The organism is Pseudomonas sp. L7 (assembly GCF_046605565.1).
GTDB classification, from domain to species: Bacteria; Pseudomonadota; Gammaproteobacteria; order Pseudomonadales; family Pseudomonadaceae; genus Aquipseudomonas; species Aquipseudomonas wayambapalatensis.
In genome coordinates this window covers 5,195,058-5,215,394 of sequence record NZ_CP176784.1, presented here as the reverse complement: position 1 = coordinate 5,215,394, position 20,337 = coordinate 5,195,058, and the positions used below count along the sequence as shown (strand labels likewise).

Sequence of the window (20,337 nt, the reverse complement as noted above, 5' to 3'; positions counted from 1 at the left end):
ATTCCTTCAAGGATTCGGGATCGTGTCGACTGCTTCGCAAGCAAGTCGCAGCGGCGAACCGCCGCTCCTACAAACGAGGAGCGGAATTGCCCGCGAAGCAGTCGACGCCGCTATCAGATCTTGACGTTCTGGCGCACGTTCCAGCCGTACTTGATCGCGCCGCCATCCTTGGTGCCGTCGGCCTTCTGCGGCTGATAGTCCACGGTGACCTTGGCGAAGTTCAGGGTGACGTTCTCGGTGAGGCGGTCATCGCTGCCCGAGCCGCCGGTGCTCAGCGAGCTGATGATCACCTCTTCGAGGTTGATGATCAGGTACTCGACCTGGCTCTCGCCACCGGCCTTGCGCACGGTCAGCTTGACCTTGTCGATGTGCTTGCCGCTGGAGCAGTGGGCCATCAGGTTGGGGCTGGACTTGTCCACGTACTTGGTGATCGACAGGTCCTGGATGTTGACCTTGCCGGAGCCGCCGCCCCCGCCCATGTGCATGTTGCCGGACTGGGACATGCCCCAGCTCCAGTTCAGCACGTCGATTTCGTCCTTGTGGGCCTTGTCCGCGGACTCGCCCTTGATGTCGCCGATCTTGATGAAAATATCTACAGCCATGATGTCCTCGGTATTTCGCGTCGGTTGGCGGTTCTATCGGGGCTGCTGCGCAGCCCATCGCGGGGCGCGCAGCGGCCCCGGTTCAGGCTCAGGCCCCTTTGGCCGAAGGCAGCTTCGAGACCAGGCGCAACGACACGGTCAGCCCTTCGAGCTGGTAGTGCGGGCGCAGGTAGAAGCGCGAGTTGTAGTAGCCAGGGTTGCCCTCGACTTCCTCCACCACCACTTCGGCCGCAGCCAGCGGATGTTGGGCCTTGGTGGTCTCGCTGGAGTGCGCCGGGTCACCGTCGACGTAGTTCAGGATCCAGTCCTGCAGCCAGCGCTGCATCTCGTCCTTTTCCTTGAACGAGCCGATCTTGTCGCGAACGATGCACTTCAGGTAATGGGCGAAGCGGCAGGTGGCGAACAGGTACGGCAGGCGGGCGGCCAGGTTGGCGTTGGCGGTGGCGTCCGGGTCGTCGTACTCAGCCGGTTTTTGCAGCGACTGGGCGCCGATGAACGCGGCGAAGTCGGTGTTCTTCTTGTGCAGCAATGGCATGAAGCCGTTCTTCGCCAGCTCCGCCTCGCGGCGGTCGGAAATGGCGATCTCGGTCGGGCACTTCATGTCCACGCCACCGTCATCGGTGGGGAAGGTGTGCGCCGGCAGGCCTTGCACTTCACCGCCCGACTCCACGCCGCGGATGCGCGAGCACCAGCCGAAATGCTTGAACGAGCGGTTGATGTTGACCGCCATGGCATAGGCCGCGTTGGCCCAGGTGTACTTGCTGCTGTCGGCGCCGTCGGTGTCTTCCTCGAAGGCGAAGGCCTCGACCGGGTCGGTCTTGGCGCCATAGGGCAGGCGTGCCAGGAAGCGCGGCATGGTCAGGCCGATGTAGCGCGAGTCTTCCGATTCGCGCAGCGAACGCCAGCCGGCGTATTCCGGGGTGGTGAAGATCTTGGTCAGGTCACGCGGGTTGGACAGCTCCTGCCACGAACCCATGCCCATCACCGTTGGCGACGCCGCGGCAATGAACGGCGCATGCATCGACGCACACACCTTGGACATCTCGCCCAGCAGCTCGACATCCGGAGGCGACTGATCGAAGTAGTAGTCGCCCACCAGGCAGCCGTAGGGCTCTCCGCCGAACTGGCCGTACTCTTCTTCGTAGAGCTTCTTGAACACCGGGCTCTGGTCCCAGGCGGTGCCCTTGAACTTCTTCAGGGTCTTGTGCAGGTCGGTCTTGGAGATGTTGAGCACGCGAATCTTCAGTTGCTCGTCGCTCTCGGTGTTGTTGACCAGGTAGTGCAGGCCGCGCCACGCGCTTTCCAGCTTCTGGAAGTCATCGTGGTGGATGATCTGGTTGACCTGTGCGGTGAGCTTGGCGTCGATGGCGGCGATGATCTGCTCGATCGAGCCGATGGCGTCGTTGGAGACCAGGTTGGTCTGCGCCAGGGCTTGCTCGGCGAGGGTGCGCACGGCGCTTTCGACAGCTTCCTTGGCGCGCTCGGTCTTGGGTTTGAATTCCTGCAGCAGCAGGTTGGCGAACTCGCTGGCCTGCTCGGTGGCGGCCGGCTGGGCCTGGGTATCGCGCAATGGATCGGTCATGGCGGGCTCCTCAGGCGCTCGGCTCGTTGTCGGAAGGTTTCGGGGCGCTGGCCAGGGCCTGCAGCAGGGCAGGGTCCTTGATGGCCTTGAGGATGATGTCCTCGGCACCGGTCTTGCCGTCCATGTAGGTCAGCAGGTTGGCCAGTTGGGTACGCGCCTCGAGCAGCTGGTTCAGGGCATCGACCTTGCGCGCCACGGCGGCCGGGCTGAAGTCGTCCATGCTCTCGAAGGTGATGTCCAGGCTCAGGTTGCCTTCGCCGGTCAGCTCGTTGGGGACGTTGAATGCCACGCGTGGCTTCATCGCCTTGAGGCGCGAGTCGAAGTTGTCGACATCGACTTCCAGGAACTTGCGGTCGGCCACCGCGGGCAGTGGCTCGGCGGGCTTGCCGGCGAGGTCCGAGAGCACGCCCATGACGAAGGGCAACTGGACCTTCTTCTCGGCGCCATACAGTTCGACGTCGTACTCGATCTGCACTCGCGGCGCCCGGTTGCGCGCGATGAATTTCTGGGAGCTGTCTTTGGCCACGTGGTTCCTCCTGGTCGCCGCTGGGGGCGCTGTCGTTCGTTGCGGCTGTCGGTGGTATCAGTCGTCCTGGGGCCCGCGCAGGTTCTCGAACTGCGAAAGGCCATCGGGAATCAGGTCGCGCACGATGGTCGCGAAGTCGGCGTTGACCAGGTTTTTCGCCCGGCGCAGCAGCACCGGCAGCGGGCTGGAAGGCTCGTGACGGGCGTAGTACTGGAGCAGGCGCTCGAGGCTTTGCTGAACTTCGTCGCGGCTGCTGATTTCGCCAGGGCGCACGGCGGGGCGAGCGGTCGCGGCGACGGCAGCGGGTGCCGAAGGGGCATCGTCGAGGCTGTCCTGCTGCGGCTGTTCGTCTGGCGCGGCTGACGGCGAGCCCCCAGGGGCGTAATCGGCAAGTACCTGTTGCGCCAGGCGCAACGGCTGCTTGAGTGCGGACAGATCGACGCCACTGGCCGAGCCGACCTGGTCGCTGACCCGGCGCTCGATCGCTTCGCAGGCCTCGCGGGCCAGGTTCAGGGCCTGGCGAGTCTGTTCGAGTTCATCGGCGTCGGCATCGCGCAGGGCTGCGGCCAGCGCCTCGACGCTCAGTGTCTCGCTGGCGAAATGCTGCAGGCCGGCGGCGTGCAGGGCGGCACGCAAGGTGATCGGGCCAAAGGCGCGCGAGCGCGCCAGCACGGCATCGCGCAGCAGGGCGATGTTGGCTTCGCACGTCAGGCCGGTCAGTGCGTTGATGCGCACGGTCGGGTCGTTGTCGTCGGAGGCGTCGAGCTGCGGATGCAGGTGCAGCCAGTATTCGCCGAGCAGGTCGCGGATCAGTTCCAGGCTGGCGGCGAGGCCGGCGAAGCCGTGCAGCGCGAGGTTGGCCTGGACCAGGAAGTGGGTGATGCGCAGGTCCTTGCTGCGCTGCAGCAAGCTGGCGCAGGACTGTTCGATCGCTCGCCACTCGGGGGGCTCGGCCGCCTGTACTGCATCGCCCATGACCCGTTCCGGACGCCCTTGGGCATCGCGTTCGAGTTGCAGGAAGTCCGCGTCATATTCGAGATCTTCACCGCAGGGGAAGTCATCGGAAACAGCGGCGAGCAGCAGCGGTGAGTTCACCAGGAATCGATCTCCATATCGGCCCGTGGCGGGGCTTTAGTTGCGCGAAGTTGCAAGTGTGAACTGGCGCACAAAACTTGCAGAAGAGCGGGCGGTTGATATCGTTGTGATATCAGTGGCCGGCTCCAAAGTTGCGCATTTATGGTTTATTTCCAAAATGCTGTCAAGGTAAGCTACCCGCCCTCGAGTGGAGGTGTGACCGAGTCTGCAGCTTTGAAGGCCCACCTGTCGGATGCCATCAAAGTGCCTTGCCGTTGTGGTTAAATTCGCCGATATGCCGCGATAAAACAGTGATAGGTGTTATTTAAATCATTGTTTTATAAAGAGTTATTGGCGATTTTCGCTATCCACTCATTTGAATGGAATCACGAGTCATATTATATGCAGGAGGAGTGATGGCACTTTGCCTAACTATCACTAGTTATCACAAGATAACTCCGGGGCAATGCGCGGAGATGATTGTGGAAACTGGTGCCGTCACCATCGGGCGAAGTCCAAACAATGATTGGGTGTTGCCGGATCCAGAGCGGTTGGTGTCGTCCAATCATTGCGTCATCCAGTTTCGGGATGGCCGTTATTACCTGACCGATAACAGCACCAACGGTGTGGAACTAGTACACGCTGGCGTGCGCATGCGCCGAGGAAACAGCGAGCCATTGATGGATGGCGAAGTTATCCGGATTGGTGAGTACGAGATTCAGGCACGCATCGATTCAGGATTCTCGCTGGAGGAGAGCCGCCAGCCTGGCGCGCAGAGCTTCGAGGCGTTGATGGCCCACCAGGCGACGCCCGCCGAGCCCCCCCTTGCACCCGCGCCGGCTGCTTTCCTGCAGGGGGCTTCGAGCCACGACACACTGCCCGACATCTTCGATTTCCTCGGCCCTGCCAGCGTGCCGACGGCGAGCCAACCTGACCATGTTCCGGCCCAGCAGCATGACTTTCGTCCGCCCGCACCGGTCCCCGCCGCCGCGCCACCTGCCTCACCGGCCCCCGGCGTGATACCGGCGGACTGGAACCTGTTCGACGAGGCGCCGGCCTCCAGCCCCCTGCCTGCCCACGAGCCGATGACGCCTGTTGCCGCAGTGCCTCCACCGCCTGCGCCCGTTCCCGCACCGCCCACCCCCCAGGCCATGCCCGACCAGGCGTTGCTGCAGGCCTTCCTGCGCGGCGCGGGCATCGAGCACCTGCGCATCGACGCTGGCGATGCCGCAGCGCAGATGGAGGCGGTGGGCCGCAGCTACCGCCTGATGGTCGAGGGCCTGATCGATGTGCTGCGCGCACGCAGCAGCCTCAAGGGCGAGTTCCGCATGCAGCAGACCACCATCGCGCCGGTGCAGAACAACCCGCTGAAATTCGCCCCCAATGCCGACGAGGCGCTGTTGCTGCTGCTGCGCCAGGGCAACCAGGCGTTCATGCCCGCCGACCAGGCGGTACGCGACAGTTTCGATGACCTGCGTGCCCACCAGCTGGCCGTCATGGCCGGGGTCGAGGCGGCGATCAAGCACGTGCTGACGCGTTTCGAGCCCGCCCGGCTGGAGGCTCGCCTGGCCCCGGCAACGGGCCTGGCGAAGGTGTTCGGTGGCTCGCGCCAGGCCCATTGCTGGCAGCAGTTCACCGAGCTGTACGGGCAGATATCACGTGAAGCCCAGGACGATTTCCAGGACTTGTTCGGCCGCGAGTTCAGCCGCGCCTACGAGGCCCACAACGCCCGACTGCAACGCTCTTGAGACTGATGCTCAAGGCAGGAAGAACACCAATACGTCATGAGGACGAGGATGAGTGCAACAAGACTGATCGCAGCCCTGGCCTTCGTGCTGCTCAGTGCCTGCAGCAAGGATGCGCCGGTCGTACCGAGTTCGGACGCTGAGCCGGCAGTGCCGGGCGTCACCCTGTACTTCAGTGCCGCCGCCGGGCTCAACCCCGGCGCCGATGGCACACCAGCGCCTGTGCGGGTGCGCATCTACGAACTGAAGAATGCCGCCGCTTTCGAGCGCGCCGATTACTTCGCCCTGGCCGAACGGGCCCAGGACACCCTCGGCGCCGACCTGATCGACCAGGACGAAGTGCTGCTGCAGCCCGGCCGTCAACTGCACCTGGACCGCCCGCTGAACCCGGCCACGCGCCAGGTCGGCCTGGTGGTCGGCTACCGCGAGATCGACCAGGCGCAGTGGCGCAGCGTGCTCGCGGTGCCACCTCGCGACTATCAGATCAGCCTCGATGTGCGCGCCGTGCGCAGCGCCGTGGCCACCCCACAACCTGTGCCTGCCCACTAGGCAAACGGAGAACCCATGTCCTGGAACAATCGCGTGGTCTGGTCGGAAGGTATGTTCATCACGACCCAGCACTTCCAGCAGCACGACCGCTATCTGGAAAACTTCATCGATGCCCGCAGCCGCCCGCTGTCGAGCGCGGCCTGGGGCTTTTCCGAGCTGCTGGTCGACCAGGGCCTGCTGGCCCAGGGCAAGCTGGCGATCCTCAGTGCCCGTGGCCTGCTGCCGGACGGCACCCCCTTCGACATTCCCCGCGATGACCTGCCACCGGCGCCTCTGGAAATTCCCGACGACCTGCGCGACGGGGTGATTCACCTGGGCTTGCCGCTCAAGCGTGCCGGTGCCCGCGACACCGTCGACGAAGGCGAGGCGCTGGACGGCGCGCGCTATGTGGCGCGGGTCAGCGAAGTGCGCGACGACAATGCGCCGTTCGAGAACCGCGCACCACTGGCTCTGGGTGGCCGCGCGCTGCGCCTGCTGCGTGAGGAAGATGGCCTCGGCGATTTCGCCGCGCTGGGTGTGGTGCGCATTCGTGAAAAACGTGCCGACCGGGCCTTGGTGCTGGACGACAGCTACATCCCGCCGCTGCTTGATGTGGCGGCCAGTAACCCGCTGTCGAATTTTCGCAGCGAGCTGCTGGGGCTGCTGCACCAGCGTGGCGAGGCACTGGCCGGGCGGGTGGTGGCCTCGGCCAATGGCGGTGCCTCGGAAATCGCCGACTTCATGCTGTTGCAACTGGTCAACCGCGCGCAGCCGTTGATCGAGCATCTCGGGCAGCTCAGCCCGCTGCACCCCGAACGGCTGTACAGCGAGCTGGTGGCGCTGGCGGGCGAGTTCGCCACCTTCACCCGCGAGGGCCGTCGCCCCGAGAGCTTCCCGGTGTACCAGCACGATGACCTCGCGGCGACCTTCCAGCCGCTGATGGCGTCGCTGCGTGAAGCGCTGTCGATGCTGATCGACAGCAAGGCGGTGGCCATTCCTATCGTCGAGAAAGCCTACGGCGTGCACGTGGCCATGCTCGCCGACCGCAGCCTGCTGGACAGCGCCAGTTTCATCCTCGTGGTGCGCGCCGACGTGCCAGGCGAGACCCTGCGCAGCCGCTTCGGCCAGCAGAGCAAGATCGGTTCGGTGGAGCACATCCGCGACCTGGTCAATCTGCAACTGCCAGGCATTGGCCTGCTGCCGTTGCCGGTGGCGCCGCGGCAGATCCCGTTCCATGCAGGCTCCACCTATTTCGAACTCGACCGCGGCAGCGAGCACTGGAAGCAGTTGCAACACTCGGGGGGCTTCGCCTTCTACGTCGCTGGCGAGTTCCCTGGCCTGAACCTGGCCTTCTGGGCCATTCGAGGATAAGCCGCGATGCAGCACGACGATCCGCAGGCCAACGACCGCACCCAGTTCATGCCTCGCCCGGGCGGACGAGGCCCGCAGCCGACGGCGACGCCCCAGGCCGCGCCAACGCCGCTGAACGTACCCGCCGAGCCGCTGGCACCAGGCCAGGGCGAGGGCCTCAATCCGCTGGAGCAGGCGGCCGGGCCGCTGCTGGCGTTGCTCACGCGCTTGCGCAATACCATCGCCCATCCAGCCCCGGCGAGCCTGCGTGCGCAACTGCTCGCCTACCTGCGCCAGTTCGAAGAGCGCGCCGAAGCCAGCGGTGTGCCGCGCAACGAGGTGCTGCTGGCGCGCTATGCCCTGTGCACCGCGCTCGATGAGGCCGTGCTCAGCACCCCCTGGGGCAGCAGCAGCGACTGGGGCAAGCAAAGCCTCTTGATCACCGTGCACAACGAAGCCTGGGGCGGCGAGAAGGTCTTCCAGTTGCTCGAACATTGCCTGCAGAGCCCGCGCGAACGCCTGAACCTGCTGGAGTTGCTGTACCTGTGCACCAGCCTCGGTTTCGAGGGCCGCTACCGGGTGATGAACGGTGGCCGAGCACAGCTCGAGGCACTGCGCGAGCGTACCGCCGCGGCCTTGCGCAGCGCGCGCGGCGAAATCGAGCGTGAATTGTCACCGCACTGGCGCGGCGTTTCGGTCAGCCGCGATCGTCTGACCCAGTTCGTGCCGCCCTGGGTAGGGCTCGCGGTGGCCCTGGCCTTGCTGCTGTTGTTGCTGTTCGGCCTGCGCCTGAAACTTGCCGCCGACGCCGAGCCTGTGTTCCGCGGCATCCATGCCCTGGGTGAAATCCCGGTGCAGGCCATGGACCGCCCGGTGGTGCAGCCCAAGCCGGTCGAGCGCCCGCGCCTGGCAGGTTTCCTTGCCGAGGACATCAAGGCGGGTCGGGTCGCGGTGGAGGATGCGGTCGATCGCTCGGTGGTGACCATTCGTGGCGATGAACTGTTCGCGTCTGCCAGCGCCAGTATCAAGGGCGATTTCGAGCCGCTGATGCTGCGTATCGCCGAGGCGATTTCCAAGGTGAAGGGCAACGTGCGCGTCACCGGCCACAGCGATAACCAGCGCATCGCCACGATCCGCTTCCCCTCCAACTGGGCGCTGTCCCAGGCTCGCGCCGAAGAGGTCAAGGCAATGCTCGCCGCGCGCACCGGGCAGCCGCAGCGCTTCAGCGCGCAAGGCCTGAGCGACACCGAGCCGCTGGCCTCCAACGACACCGCACAAGGCCGGGCGAAGAATCGCCGGGTCGAAATCACCGTTCTGGCGGAGGGCGTCGAGTGAAGGCGTTTTTCAGTTTTGTCATTCGCTGGGTGATCCCGGTGCTGGGGCTGATCGCCCTCAGCCTGATCATCTGGTTCATCGGGCCGCTGTTGGACGTACTGGCGCCGCCCACCCCGCGCTGGATCCTGATCGTCCTGCTGTTCGCGGTGTGGATCGCTTACCGTACCTGGCGCATCGTCCAGGCGCGTCGCCAGGCCGCCAAAGTGATGGAGAGCCTGGCCGCCGAAACCGCGCCGGATCCTGCGAGCCTGGCCACCGCCGAAGAGCTGGCGACCCTGCGCCAGCGCATGGACGAGGCCCTGGTGCTGCTGAAGAAAGCGCGCCTGGGCGGTGACGAGCGCCGCAACCTCTACGAGCTGCCGTGGTACGTGATCATCGGCCCGCCGGGCTCCGGCAAGACCACCGCGCTGGTCAACTCGGGGCTGCATTTCCCGCTGGCGGCACAGTTGGGCGAGGGCGCCATCCGTGGTGTCGGTGGCACGCGCAACTGCGACTGGTGGTTCACCGACCAGGCGGTGCTGCTCGATACCGCCGGACGCTACACCACCCAGGACAGCCATGCGCAGGTGGACAAGGCCGCCTGGCTGGGCTTTCTCGACCTGCTCAAGACCCAGCGCTCGCGCCGCCCCATCGACGGGGCGTTCATCGCCATCAGCCTGTCCGATCTGCTGCTGGGCAGCGACGCCGAGCGCGCCGCCCATGCAGCGGCGATCCGCACCCGGATCCAGGAGCTGTACAGCCAGCTCGGCGTGCGTTTCCCGATCTACCTGATGCTCACCAAGCTCGACCTGGTGCCGGGCTTCATGGAGTACTTCGACAACCTGAGCAAGGACGAGCGCGCCCAGGTGTGGGGCATGACCTTCGCGCTGGATGACGGGCAGCAGGGCGACGGCCCACTGGCCGGCTTCGACCAGGAGTTCGGCCTGCTCGAACAACGCCTCAACCAGCGTCTGGTCGAGCGCCTGCAGCAGGAGCGCGACCCGGCGCGGCGCGACCTGATCTATGGCTTCGTCCAGCAATTTGCGGCACTGCGCGGCAATCTCAAGACCTTCCTCGACGGTGTGTTCAAACCCAACGCCTTCGAGGCGCGGGCGCTGCTGCGCGGGGTGTACTTCACCAGCGGCACCCAGGAAGGCAGCCCCATCGATCGCCTGATCGGCAGCATGGCGCAGAGCATGGGCCTGGACCGCGCGCACCTGGCGCGCCAGACCGGCACCGGACGCAGCTACTTCATCGAGAAGCTGTTCAGCGCCGTGGCCTTCGCCGAGCGTGGGCTGGTGGGCAGCAACCCCAAGGTCGAGCAGCGCCGCAAGTGGATCACCCGAGGTGCCCTGGCGCTGAGCGTGGCTCTGGTGCTGGTCGTCGGCACCCTGTGGACCCTCAGCTACCGCGCCAACCAGCAGTACATCGCCGAAGTCGACAGCCGCCTCAAGCCGCTGGGCAAGAGCGTGCAGGAGCTGAGCCCGGCGCAGCGCGAGGTGATCGAAGTGCTGCCGCTGCTCAACGCCGTGCGCCGTCTGGCGGACGATCCGCCGGCCTGGGCCGAGGGGCTCGGGTTGTACCAGGGCGACATGCTGGAGACCGAATCCACCAGCGTCTATCGCAAGCTGTTGATCGCGATCTTCGCCCCGCGGCTGGTCACCCGCATCGAGGAGCAACTGTACGCCGGCGGTCCTTCCGACTATCTGTACGAAGGCCTCAAGGCCTATCTGATGCTGGCCGACGGCGAGCATTACGACGCTGACTTCCTCAAGGCATGGATCAGTCTCGACTGGGAGCGCCATCTGCCGCGCGACCTGGCTCCCGAGCAGCGCCAGGCACTTGAACAGCACCTGGCGGCGCTGTTCGACAAGCGCCCGCCGAATGCGCGCCTCGACCAACGCCTGATCGACGACACCCGCCGCCAGTTGCAGCAGTTGCCGGTGGCGCAACGTGTGTATGACCGGGTCAAGCGGCAGAAGCTGCCGGCCGGCGTCAGCGATTTTCGCATCAGCGACGCCGCCGGGCGCGATGCCGCGCTGGTGTTCCAGCGCAAGAGCGGCAAGCCGCTGACCGAGCCGCTGCCGGGCATCTTCACTGTCGAGGGTTATCGCAAGGCGTTTCTCGCCGCCAGCGTCGCCCACAGCGAAACCCTCGCCGAGGAGCGCTGGGTGCTCGGTCGCGAGCTGAGCGAGGCCAGCGATGCCAAGCGCCTGGCCGACGATGTGCGCCAGCTCTACTACCAGGACTACATCCGCCACTGGGACGCGCTGTTGGCCGACCTGGACTTCGTGCCGATCACCAGTGTCGGGCAGGCCGCCGACGTGCTGCGGGTGTTGTCCGGCCCTACCTCGCCGATGAAGAAACTGTTGCAGGCGGTGGCCAAGGAAACCGACCTGCAGCAGCCCACCACGCTCGACAAGGCCCAGGCCAAGGTCGAACAGGCCGGTGTCGATCAACTGCGCCAGCGCCTCGGCGGTCTGCTCGGCGACATGCCGATCCCGGGCACCGAGCAAGGTGCGCGTGAGGTGGACCCCGTGACCGCACACTTCGCCGAACTGGCCGAGCTGGTCGAAGGTGGCGAAGGCCAGCCAAGCTCGATCGATGGCCTGCTCGCCGATCTCAACGCCCTGTACGTACAGGTCAGTGCGATGGTCGGCGCCAGTGGCGAAGCCCTGCTGGGCGAGGCCAAGAACCAGGCTCAGGCTGCCTCGCAGAGGGTTTCGCTCGGCGCCGCGCGGCAGCCGAAAGTGGTGCGGAACCTGGTCGGCTCGGTGGTCGGCTCGACCAACGCCATCGTCATGGGTGGCGTACGCAACCAGCTCAATGCCGCCTGGACCAGCGAGGTGGTCAACGTCTACCGCCAGTCCCTCAGCGGTCGCTACCCGCTGACGGCCGGCAGCCCGCGCGATGCGACCCTGGAAGACTTCGGCCAGTTCTTCGGTGTTGGCGGGGTGATGGACAACTACTTCCGCAAATACCTGCAGCCTTACGTCAACACCTCCACGTCGCCGTGGAGCTGGCAGCCAGGGGCGGCGCAGAAGCTGGGGATCAATGCCGGTGTGCTCAACACCTTCCAGCGCGCCGCGACCATCCGCGATGCCTTCTTCCGCAACAGCAGCGGCCTGACGCCAGGCGTGCGTTTCGAGCTCAAGCCGGTGGCGATGGATGCGTCGATCACCCAGTTCATGCTCGACCTCGATGGCCAACAGGTCAGCTATGACCACGGCCCGAGCCGTCCGGTGTCGTTGCAGTGGCCGAACCCGAACAGCATCGGCGTGGTACGCCTGTCGATCTCGCCCCCTTCGGCCAGTGGCCGTTCGGGGCTGACGCTGGAAGGGCCGTGGGCGTGGTTCCGCCTGCTCGACCAGTCCGACCTGATTGCCGGCACCTCACCCGAGCGCTTCAGTCTGCGCCTGCGGGTCGAGGGTGCCAGCGTGTCCTACGAGCTGCGTGCCAGCAGCGCCTTCAACCCGTTCCGCAGCCGAGTGGTCAGCGGTTTCAGCCTGCCGGAGCGCCTGTGAACGACGTTGGTTTCTACGGAAAGATGGCCTGCCGCGGTGACTTCGTCAGCCGCGATCTGCCACAGAGCTTCATCCAGCCCTGGGACCAGTGGCTGGCCGCAGGTATCCAGGCCAGCCAGCGGCAACTGGGTGAGCAGTGGCTGCAGGCCTACCTGGTCAGCCCGCTGTGGCGCTTTGCCCTGGCAGCGGGTGTGTGTGGGCCGCAGGCGATGATCGGGGTGGTGATGCCGAGCATCGATCGGGTCGGGCGGTATTTTCCGCTGACCGTGGCGCAGGCGCTGGAGCCGCAGGTTTCGGTGGCGGTTGCGGTGGTGGGTGCGGATGAATGGTTCGAACAGGTCGAAGCGGCCTTGCTCGGCACGCTGGAGGAAGGTGCGCAGTTCGAAGCGTTCGAGCATGCCGTGCAGCCCTATCGGGGCACCACCCCGCTGCCACAGGGGATAGCGAGTGGGCCTGCGGTGGGTGGGTTGCAACGTCTGGCCGCGACCACGCCTGAGGGGCGAGAACGCGCGTTGGCCGAGTGCGCCTGCGAGGGCATGAGCCTGTGGTGGGGCAGGGGTTCGGAGCGGATCGCACCGGGCCTGATGCGCTATCCGGGCCTGCCGCGCAGCGAGGATTTCGCCGGGTTTCTTCTGGGTAGCGAGGCCGCACGCGCATGACCGACCTGCAGTACAGCGCGGCCAGCTACAGCCATGTCGGCATGGTGCGCAAGATCAACGAGGACGCCTGCCTGGACCTGACCTGGGCGGGCCTTTGGGCAGTGGCCGACGGCATGGGTGGCCATGCGGCGGGCGACTATGTCAGCAGCCTGGCGGTGGACAGCCTGCGCCGCCTGCCGATGCTCGACTCGCTGGCGGAGTTCGCCGACGAAGTGCGTGACGGCCTGGCGTGGGTCAACTTCAAGGTCCGCGAGGAAACCGCACGCCGTGGCGTAGCGATGATGGGCAGCACCGTGGTGGTGCTGGCGGCGCGCGGCGACCAGGCCATCGGCCTGTGGGCCGGTGACAGCCGTCTGTATCGCCTGCGCGGCGGGCGCATCGAGCGTCTGTCCCACGATCACAGCTACGTCCAGGAACTGCAGGACAGCGGCCTGCTCAGCGAGGCCGAGGCCCGGGTGCATCCGCGCGGCAACATCGTGACCCGCGCCATCGGTGTCGAAGATCACCTGGAGCTGCAGGCCGTGGCCCTGCAGGTGCGCCCTGGCGACACCTACCTGCTGTGCAGCGATGGCCTGACCAAGACCGCCGAAGACCTCGAGATCGGCGAGGTGCTCAGCCATGCCGACCCCTACCAGATAGTGCGCAGCCTGGTCCACCTGGGCCTGACCCGAGGCGCGCCCGACAACATCACCGCCGTGGTGGTGAAGGCCAATTGAAGAACATCATGGACATGCAGATCCCCGGATTCGACATCGACGGCGAGATTGGCCAAGGCGCCATGGCCAGCGTCTACCTGGCCACCCAGCGCTCGCTGCAGCGCAAGGTGGCACTCAAGGTGATGGCCGCGAGCCTGGCGGCCGATCCGACCTTCTGCGAGCGCTTCCTGCGCGAAGGCCGCACCCTTGCACGCCTGGCCCATCCGCACATTGCCACCATCCACGACATCGGCAATGTCGGCGAGCTGTACTACATGGCCATGGAGTACCTGCCCAGCGGCACGCTCAAGGAGCGCATCGCCGCCGGGCTGACGCCGGAGCAAGGGTTGATCTATGTGCGCCAGATGGCCCAGGCGCTGGGCTATGCCCATGCCCAGGGCCTGGTGCACCGCGACGTGAAGCCGGCCAACATCCTGTTCCGGGCCGATGGCAACGCCGTGCTGTCGGACTTCGGCATCGCCAAGTCCCTGGACGATCACACCCAGTTCACCCAGGCGGGTTTCGCGGTGGGGACGCCCAGCTACATGAGCCCGGAGCAGGCCCGCGGGCTTGAGATCGACGGGCGCGCCGACCTTTATGCCTTGGGGGTGGTGCTCTACGAGATCCTCGTCGGCAAGCTGCCCTACAGCGGCACCGATGCGCTGTCCACGGCGCTGGCGCACCTGACCGAGCCGCTGCCGGAGCTGCCCATCGAGCATGGGCGTTATCAGGAAATCCTGCGCGGGTTACTGGCCAAGGACCCGAACGAACGCTTCGCCGATGCCGCCGCCTTGCTGGCGGCACTGGACCGCCTTCCGGAAGAAGACTGCCATAGCACGGTGATCAGGCCACTGGTCGTGCCCCAGGCGGCCCCCGAACTGGCAGGGTTGACGCCAGTGTCCATCGAGATTCCCCAGGCGGCTGCCCAGCCCGAGCCAGCCCGGCGTGAGCCACAGCAGAGCCGCCCGGCGCCTGTTGTTGCGCCAAAGAAAAAGCCCGCGGTGGCGCTGTTGGCGGTGGCCATCGCAGCGGCATTGGGCCTGGCAGCGGGCGGTTACTGGTTGTTCGCCGGTCACGACAAGCCCGCCGTCGCCACACCGGTGGCACAGACACCCGTCCAGCCCAGCGCGCCGCCTCCCGTCGCCAGCGCGGCGCAGAACGATCAGCGGCCGCTGCTCATGGCGGGCAAGAAGACCCTGTTCCAGCGCGTGCTGACCAAGCCCGGCGCGCGCCTGGCCGATAGCCCTGGTGGCGCTGCCGGCGATAGCCTGCCGGCCTTCTCGGTGCTCTACGTTTATCAGCGCAAGGATATCGACGGCAAAGCCTGGATCCAGGTCGGCGCTGCCAGCGATGGCCTGCGCGAAGGCTGGCTGCCTGCAGAGCAGACCAGCGACTGGAAGCAGAGCCTGGTGCTCAAGTTCACCGAACGCTCCGGCCGCGCGCCGGTGATGTTCATGCGTGAGCCCGACGATGTGCAGCAGTTGCTCGACGACAGTACCCAGGCCCGCGCGCAACTGCTCAAGGCGCAAAACGATCCGGCCGAAGTGCCGCGTGTGCTGGCGCTGGAGCCTGCGGCCAACGCGGTGCCGCAGGACCAGTTCTACCTGATGCCGATCTTCGACTACCGCGAGAGCTTCGACGCCGACGGTCAGCCGGTGCAACTGCTCAATATCGCATCGATCGATCCCGGGAGCAGTGCGGCTGGCAGCGCGCCGCAGGCCGCAGGTGTTGCCAGCGCCGGCGACAACAGCTTCCGCACCGGCATCGTGCTGGTGGTGGACACCTCGGTGTCGATGCAGCCCTACATCGACCGGGTGCGCCAGGTGGTCAGCGAGTTGCAGCAGCAACTGGCGGCACGCGGTGAGCTGGACAGCGTCAGCTTTGGCCTGGTGGGCTTTCGCAACAGCGTCAAGCGCACGCCGGGCCTGGACTACTTGAGCAAGACCCTGGTCAGCCTCGATGAAGGCCGCGACCCTGCGCGCTTTCTCAAGGCCGCATCGCAGGTCAAGGCCACCACCGTGTCCAGCCATTCGTTCAACGAAGATGCCTTCGCCGGGGTCATGCAGGCGGTCGAGGGCATGGACTGGTCCGGCTACGGCGGACGCATCGTGCTGCTGGTCAGCGATGCTGGCGCCTTGCGCAAGAGCGACCCCGAGAGCAGCACGCGGATGAACGAAGCCGAGGTGCGTCAGGCGGCGCTGAGCAAGCAGATCAAGATCTACGCCCTGCACCTGCGCACCCCTGCCGGGGTGAAGAACCACGGCTCGGCCGAGCAGCAGTACCGCGTGCTCACCGCCGACAGCAACCCGCGTATCGGCGACCTCTACGTGGGTGTGCCGGGGGGCGATGTGAACGCCTTTGGCGAGCGCGTGCAGGAGATCGGCTCGACCTTCGCCGAGCTGGTGCACCAGGTGCGCAACCAACAGCCGCAGGCCGTGCCGTTGCTCGCCTCCGGTTCCAGCCTCGCCGCCAAGACCCAGGCCGTGGGCTACGCCATGCACATGGACTTTCTCGGCCGTCGCAGCGCCAGCCAGGCGCCGCAACTGGTGAGTGCCTGGACCGCAGACCGTGACCTCACCAACCCGGCGCTGCCGACCTTGCAGGTGTGCGTGATGCTGACCAAGCTGCAGCTCAACGACCTGCAGCAGTCGCTCAAGCTGATCGTCGATGCGGCGCGCAAGACGCGCAGCTCGCCGGGCGACTTCTTCAATGAAATCGCCAGCGCCAGTGCCTACATGAGCCGCGACCCCGGCGCGCTGAGCAAGGGCGCCAACCTTGCCCAGGGCGGCGTACTCGGTGAGTACCTCGAAGGCCTGCCGTATCGCAGCAAGTCGCTGAGCATGACCCAGGACCTGTGGCTGTCGCTGTCGGTCGCCGAGCAGGAGGATTTCATCGACGAGCTCGACTCGAAGATTCGCCTCTACGAAACCTTCCACAACGACATGGCCAACTGGGTGCGTTTCGGCAACGCCGAACCGGGCGACGCCCTGTACCGTGTCCCGCTCTCGACGCTGCCTTGATGATCAGCCTGCAAGGGGTGCACAAGACGCGCGGGCGCTACCGCCTGGAGATCGGCGATCTGCGCCTGGGCGCCGGTGAGCGTGTGGCGCTGGTCGGCCCCAGCGGCTGCGGCAAGAGCACCCTGCTCGACCTGCTGGCATTGGTGCTGGCGCCGGATGCGGCGGACGCCTTCACCCTGGAACTTGAAGGCATCGTGCAGGATGTCGCCGGGCTGTGGCGTGGTCGTCGGCTCGACCGGCTGGCCGCCTTGCGCAGTCGGCACCTGGGTTATGTGCTGCAAGCGGGCGGGCTGCTGGGCTTTCTCGATGTGCGCGGCAATATCCGCCTGCCGCGTCAGTTGCTGGGGCTGGCCGACGACGGTGGCGTCGAACGCCTGGCGGCCGCGCTGGATGTGAGCGACCAGTTGGACAAGCGTCCGGCGGCGCTTTCGCTGGGCCAGCGCCAGCGGGTCAGTTGTGCCCGCGCCCTGGCCCATGCGCCAGCGCTGTTGCTGGCGGACGAACCGACCGCAGCGCTCGATCCGGTCAATGCCGAGAGGGTGATGCAGTTGCTGTTGCGCCAGGCCGAGGCGCATCGGGTGACCTGCATCATCGCCACCCACGACGAGACCCTGGCCCGCGACGCCGGGCTGCGGGTGCTGCGCATGCACTGTCGGCGCGATGCCGACGGCGGCGTCATCGCGACCTTGGGGCAGGCTGCCTGATGCGCCCGCTGCTGATCGCCGGGCTGGCCTGGCTGGACTACCGCACCGACGCGCGGCTGTCGGCCTGCGCGGTGCTGGCGCTGGTGGCGGTGATTGCGCCGCTGCTGGTGCTGTTCGGCCTGAAGTTCGGCCTGATCGGCAGCCTGACCGAACGCCTGCAGCGCGACCCGGGCGTGCGTGAGGTCATACCCTTGGGCGGTGGACGTTTCACTGCCGATTTCATTACCGGGCTCGCGGCGCGCCCGGATGTCGCCTTCGCCATCCCGCGCACCCGCCAGATCGCTGCCACCGCCGAGCTGTTGCTGCCTGCACAAGGGCGTGGAGTGACGGTCGAGATGCTGCCGACCGCGCCCGGCGATCCGTTGCTCGACGGCGCCGTGGCCCCCGATGCAGCCGACTTGCGCGACGTAGTGCTGAGTTTCACCGCGGCGGAAAAGCTCGGCGCCCATCCTGGCGATCGCTTGCAGGCCAGTTTCAATCGCCAGCGTGCGGGCGAGGTGCAGTGGCGCCAGACCTCGTTGCACGTGCGTGCCGTGCTGCCGCTGGCAGCGTTCGAGCGCGATGCCTTGTTCGCACCGTTGGCCTTGCTGGAGGCCGCCGAGGACTACCGCGACGGGCGTGCGGTACCGGCGCTGGATTGGGCGGGCGAGCTGCCGGCCGGTAACGCGGCGCGGGTCTACCCGGCGTTTCGCCTGTATGCCCGCACGCTCGAGGACGTCGAGCCGCTGCGCCAGTTCTTCGCCGAACGTCAGTTGCTGGTCTCGACCCAGGCGGCGCAGATCGCCCAGGTGCAGTCGCTCGGGCGCAACCTCGACCTGGTGTTCTGGATCATCGCCGCGTTGGCCGTGGCCGGGGCGGTTGCGGCGGTTGCCGCAGGTGCTGTGGCGGCGGTCGAGCGCAAGCAGCGCGAGCTGGCGGTGTTGCGCCTGCTGGGCTTCGGCACCGCCGCGCTGCTGTTGTTCGTGGTGTTGCAGGCGCTGTACAGCGGCCTGCTCGCCGCCGGGCTGGCGGCTCTGTTGTATGCCCTGGCCGAGCACGGCCTGAACCGACTGTTCATGCAGGTGCCCGGCGAGTACGCCGCTCACCTGCTGCCCATGCACTATCTCGTCGCGCTGCTCGCCGTGTTGTCGGCCAGCACCGCTGCCGCCGCCCTGGGCGGCTGGCGGGTGGCGCGGATCGACGCCTCGCAAGGAATTCGTGATGTCTGAACTTCGCCTCAAGGTAGCGGCCTTGATCGTCACCACACTGGGTCTTGTGGCCTGTTCTCCAGCTGATGGCGGGGACAAGCCCCAGGCCTCCGCGGTCAACACCGCCAAGCCCGACCCTGCCGCCACCAGCAAGCTGGACAACCCCAAGCCCCTGGCCGACGACGTCAGCTTGCCGCTGCCCTGTGGCGGCGAGATTGTCTTCCGGCATGTCTACGTGCTGGCGCAAGGCAGCCTCGACGACCGTGAGGTCAACCTGGGCTATCCCTTCAGCGAAGGCGAGGCGGGTTACAAGCAGTCGTTCATCTCCGGGTATCGCCGCGACTTCATCAATGGCCAGTTCAGCCTGCAGGACCTGTCCTCCGCCTGGCAGAAGCAGGTCGGCGCCAGCCTGCCCAAGGTCGAGGCGGGCAGTCCGCTCAAGCCGATGATGTATTTTATCGGCAAGTACGAGGTGACTGCGCGCCAGTATGCGCAGGTCATGGCCCAGGCTCAGTCGCTGGCCAGCGGCGAGGCGGAGCCCGCCTGCGAACCGGTCACCGAGGCCGCCGGTCGCCTGCCCAAGGTCAAGCTGTCGCGGTTCGAGGCCGAGCGTTTCGCCGCGGTGTACAGCGCCTGGTTGATGAAGCATCACCGCGAGTTGCTGCCGGTCAGTGGCCGGGGCAGCAAGGCCGAAGATGGCGGGATCGGTTTCGTGCGCTTGCCCACCGAAGTGGAATGGGAGTTCGCCGCCCGCGGCGGTTCGGCGGTCAGCCGCCAGGAGCTCGATGGGCGGCTGTTCCCGCGCAAGGTCGAAGGCAGCGACAGTGACGGGCCGTTGGCCGACTGGGCGGTGTTCAACCAGGTTGCCGGTGGCACCGGACAGGCTGCGCGACTGATGCCGATCGGGACCAAGCAACCTAACCCGCTCGGGCTGTTCGATGTGATCGGCAATGCCGCCGAAATGGTCCAGGAATCCTTCCAGCTGGTGCACGCTGGTCGCCGTCAGGGCGCCTACGGCGGCTTCGTGGTCAAGGGCGGCAACTACCTGGAAGGCGAGACCACGCTGTTCACCGGCATGCGTCGCGAGTATCCGCTGTTCGGTGCCGACGGCACTGAGCAGCGCAACGAGACCACCGGTTTTCGCCTCGCCATCGGCGCGCTTTCCGCGCCGCGTTCGCGCTACCAGGAGCTGTTCGAGCAATGGCAGAAAGAGGGGCGCCTGGCCGGCCTCACCGACGACATCAATGCCGCCGATGACCCGACCACGCGCCTGGACGGCATCATCGCCGGCGCCAGCGACCCGCGCCTGCAGGCCGAGTTGGGTCTGGTCAACGAGGAGCTCAAGCGCAATGTCTCGCTGATCGCCCGCCAGCGCGAAGAAGCGGCCGGCAACCTGATCCAGTCGGCGGCCCTCGTGGCCGAGACCATCAACAACTACAACATCCGCCTGACCAACCTGCAGAACACCCAGGCCAAGGCCCAGGCCTCCGGCGACCAGGCCAGCGCCAGCCTGTATGGCGCCGCCATCGCCAACGGCCGCAGCGCGCTGGACGGCGCGCTGGCGATCTACATCGACAACCTGGCCAGCGGCACGCGCTACACCGATGCGGTGATCCAGGCGCAGTTCCAGCGGGTCAAGCAAGAGCTTGAGCGCAAGCCGGTGCTGGGCAAGAGCCTGGAGACCCGCGCCACCCTGTTCGTCCGCCACGTCGGGGAGTACCGCCAGAACCGGCGGGCCGACCCGGCGACGATCCTCAAGGAGCTGCTGGCATCGGCTGCTCCGCGACCTTGAAGAAACCCTGAAAAAAGACCCCGGCCCGCATGAAG

Annotated in this window: 15 protein-coding genes; 11 read left to right on the top strand and 4 right to left on the bottom strand. The window is 66.6% G+C overall.

Annotated features, from left to right (window positions below):
- Window positions 1-113: 113 nt before the first annotated feature.
- The 4 genes from ACK3BK_RS23845 to tssA form a co-directional block, all read right to left on the bottom strand.
- The gene (locus ACK3BK_RS23845) at window positions 114-602 is read right to left on the bottom strand and encodes an Hcp family type VI secretion system effector (protein WP_186665673.1); all 489 of its coding nucleotides are present in this window, start codon (window positions 600-602) and stop codon (window positions 114-116) included.
- 88 nt (window positions 603-690) lie between these two features.
- Window positions 691-2,184 carry a type VI secretion system contractile sheath large subunit gene (gene tssC / locus ACK3BK_RS23840; RefSeq protein ID WP_186665675.1) on the bottom strand — a complete coding sequence of 498 codons (1,494 nt, stop codon included), beginning with the start codon at window positions 2,182-2,184 and terminating at the stop codon, window positions 691-693.
- A gap of 10 nt (window positions 2,185-2,194) precedes the next feature.
- Window positions 2,195-2,710: a type VI secretion system contractile sheath small subunit gene (gene tssB, locus ACK3BK_RS23835; RefSeq protein ID WP_054891229.1), complete on the bottom strand. Its 516-nt coding sequence runs from the start codon at window positions 2,708-2,710 to the stop codon at window positions 2,195-2,197.
- A gap of 57 nt (window positions 2,711-2,767) precedes the next feature.
- The gene (gene tssA, locus ACK3BK_RS23830) at window positions 2,768-3,805 is read right to left on the bottom strand and encodes a type VI secretion system protein TssA (RefSeq protein WP_186665677.1); all 1,038 of its coding nucleotides are present in this window, start codon (window positions 3,803-3,805) and stop codon (window positions 2,768-2,770) included.
- Window positions 3,806-4,200: 395 nt separating this feature from the next.
- Between tssA and tagH the strand changes: the two genes are divergently transcribed.
- The 11 genes from tagH to ACK3BK_RS23775 are packed head-to-tail and all read left to right on the top strand — an operon-like array spanning window position 4,201 to window position 20,302.
- Window positions 4,201-5,532, top strand: coding sequence for a type VI secretion system-associated FHA domain protein TagH (gene tagH / locus ACK3BK_RS23825; protein ID WP_186711089.1), 1,332 nt, complete (start codon window positions 4,201-4,203; stop codon window positions 5,530-5,532).
- A 48-nt stretch (window positions 5,533-5,580) separates the two neighbouring features.
- The gene (tssJ, locus tag ACK3BK_RS23820) at window positions 5,581-6,078 is read left to right on the top strand and encodes a type VI secretion system lipoprotein TssJ (RefSeq protein ID WP_186721431.1); all 498 of its coding nucleotides are present in this window, start codon (window positions 5,581-5,583) and stop codon (window positions 6,076-6,078) included.
- A gap of 15 nt (window positions 6,079-6,093) precedes the next feature.
- On the top strand, window positions 6,094-7,428 hold the full coding sequence (tssK, locus tag ACK3BK_RS23815; RefSeq protein ID WP_054891233.1) for a type VI secretion system baseplate subunit TssK: 1,335 nt from the start codon (window positions 6,094-6,096) through the stop codon (window positions 7,426-7,428).
- 6 nt (window positions 7,429-7,434) lie between these two features.
- Window positions 7,435-8,742 (top strand): DotU family type VI secretion system protein, encoded by a 1,308-nt coding sequence (locus ACK3BK_RS23810; protein ID WP_288376513.1) that lies wholly within the window; start codon window positions 7,435-7,437, stop codon window positions 8,740-8,742.
- Window positions 8,739-12,245, top strand: coding sequence for a type VI secretion system membrane subunit TssM (tssM, locus tag ACK3BK_RS23805; protein ID WP_411383444.1), 3,507 nt, complete (start codon window positions 8,739-8,741; stop codon window positions 12,243-12,245). The genes ACK3BK_RS23810 and tssM overlap by 4 nt, the downstream gene beginning before the upstream one ends.
- Window positions 12,242-12,904 (top strand): type VI secretion system-associated protein TagF, encoded by a 663-nt coding sequence (tagF, locus tag ACK3BK_RS23800; protein WP_186711094.1) that lies wholly within the window; start codon window positions 12,242-12,244, stop codon window positions 12,902-12,904. The genes tssM and tagF overlap by 4 nt, the downstream gene beginning before the upstream one ends.
- Complete coding sequence (locus tag ACK3BK_RS23795; protein WP_411383443.1) at window positions 12,901-13,620, top strand: PP2C family protein-serine/threonine phosphatase; 720 nt, start codon at window positions 12,901-12,903, stop codon at window positions 13,618-13,620. The genes tagF and ACK3BK_RS23795 overlap by 4 nt, the downstream gene beginning before the upstream one ends.
- Window positions 13,621-13,628: 8 nt before the next feature.
- Window positions 13,629-16,619, top strand: a complete 2,991-nt coding sequence (locus ACK3BK_RS23790) for a serine/threonine-protein kinase (protein ID WP_288376515.1) — start codon at window positions 13,629-13,631, stop codon at window positions 16,617-16,619.
- On the top strand, window positions 16,619-17,323 hold the full coding sequence (locus tag ACK3BK_RS23785; protein WP_411383442.1) for an ATP-binding cassette domain-containing protein: 705 nt from the start codon (window positions 16,619-16,621) through the stop codon (window positions 17,321-17,323). The genes ACK3BK_RS23790 and ACK3BK_RS23785 overlap by 1 nt, the downstream gene beginning before the upstream one ends.
- Entirely contained in the window at window positions 17,323-18,531 is a 1,209-nt protein-coding gene (locus ACK3BK_RS23780; protein WP_411383441.1) for an FtsX-like permease family protein, read from the top strand. Before ACK3BK_RS23785 ends, ACK3BK_RS23780 begins: the two co-directional genes overlap by 1 nt.
- Window positions 18,524-20,302, top strand: a complete 1,779-nt coding sequence (locus ACK3BK_RS23775) for a formylglycine-generating enzyme family protein (RefSeq protein ID WP_411383440.1) — start codon at window positions 18,524-18,526, stop codon at window positions 20,300-20,302. Before ACK3BK_RS23780 ends, ACK3BK_RS23775 begins: the two co-directional genes overlap by 8 nt.
- Window positions 20,303-20,337 lie beyond the last annotated feature (35 nt).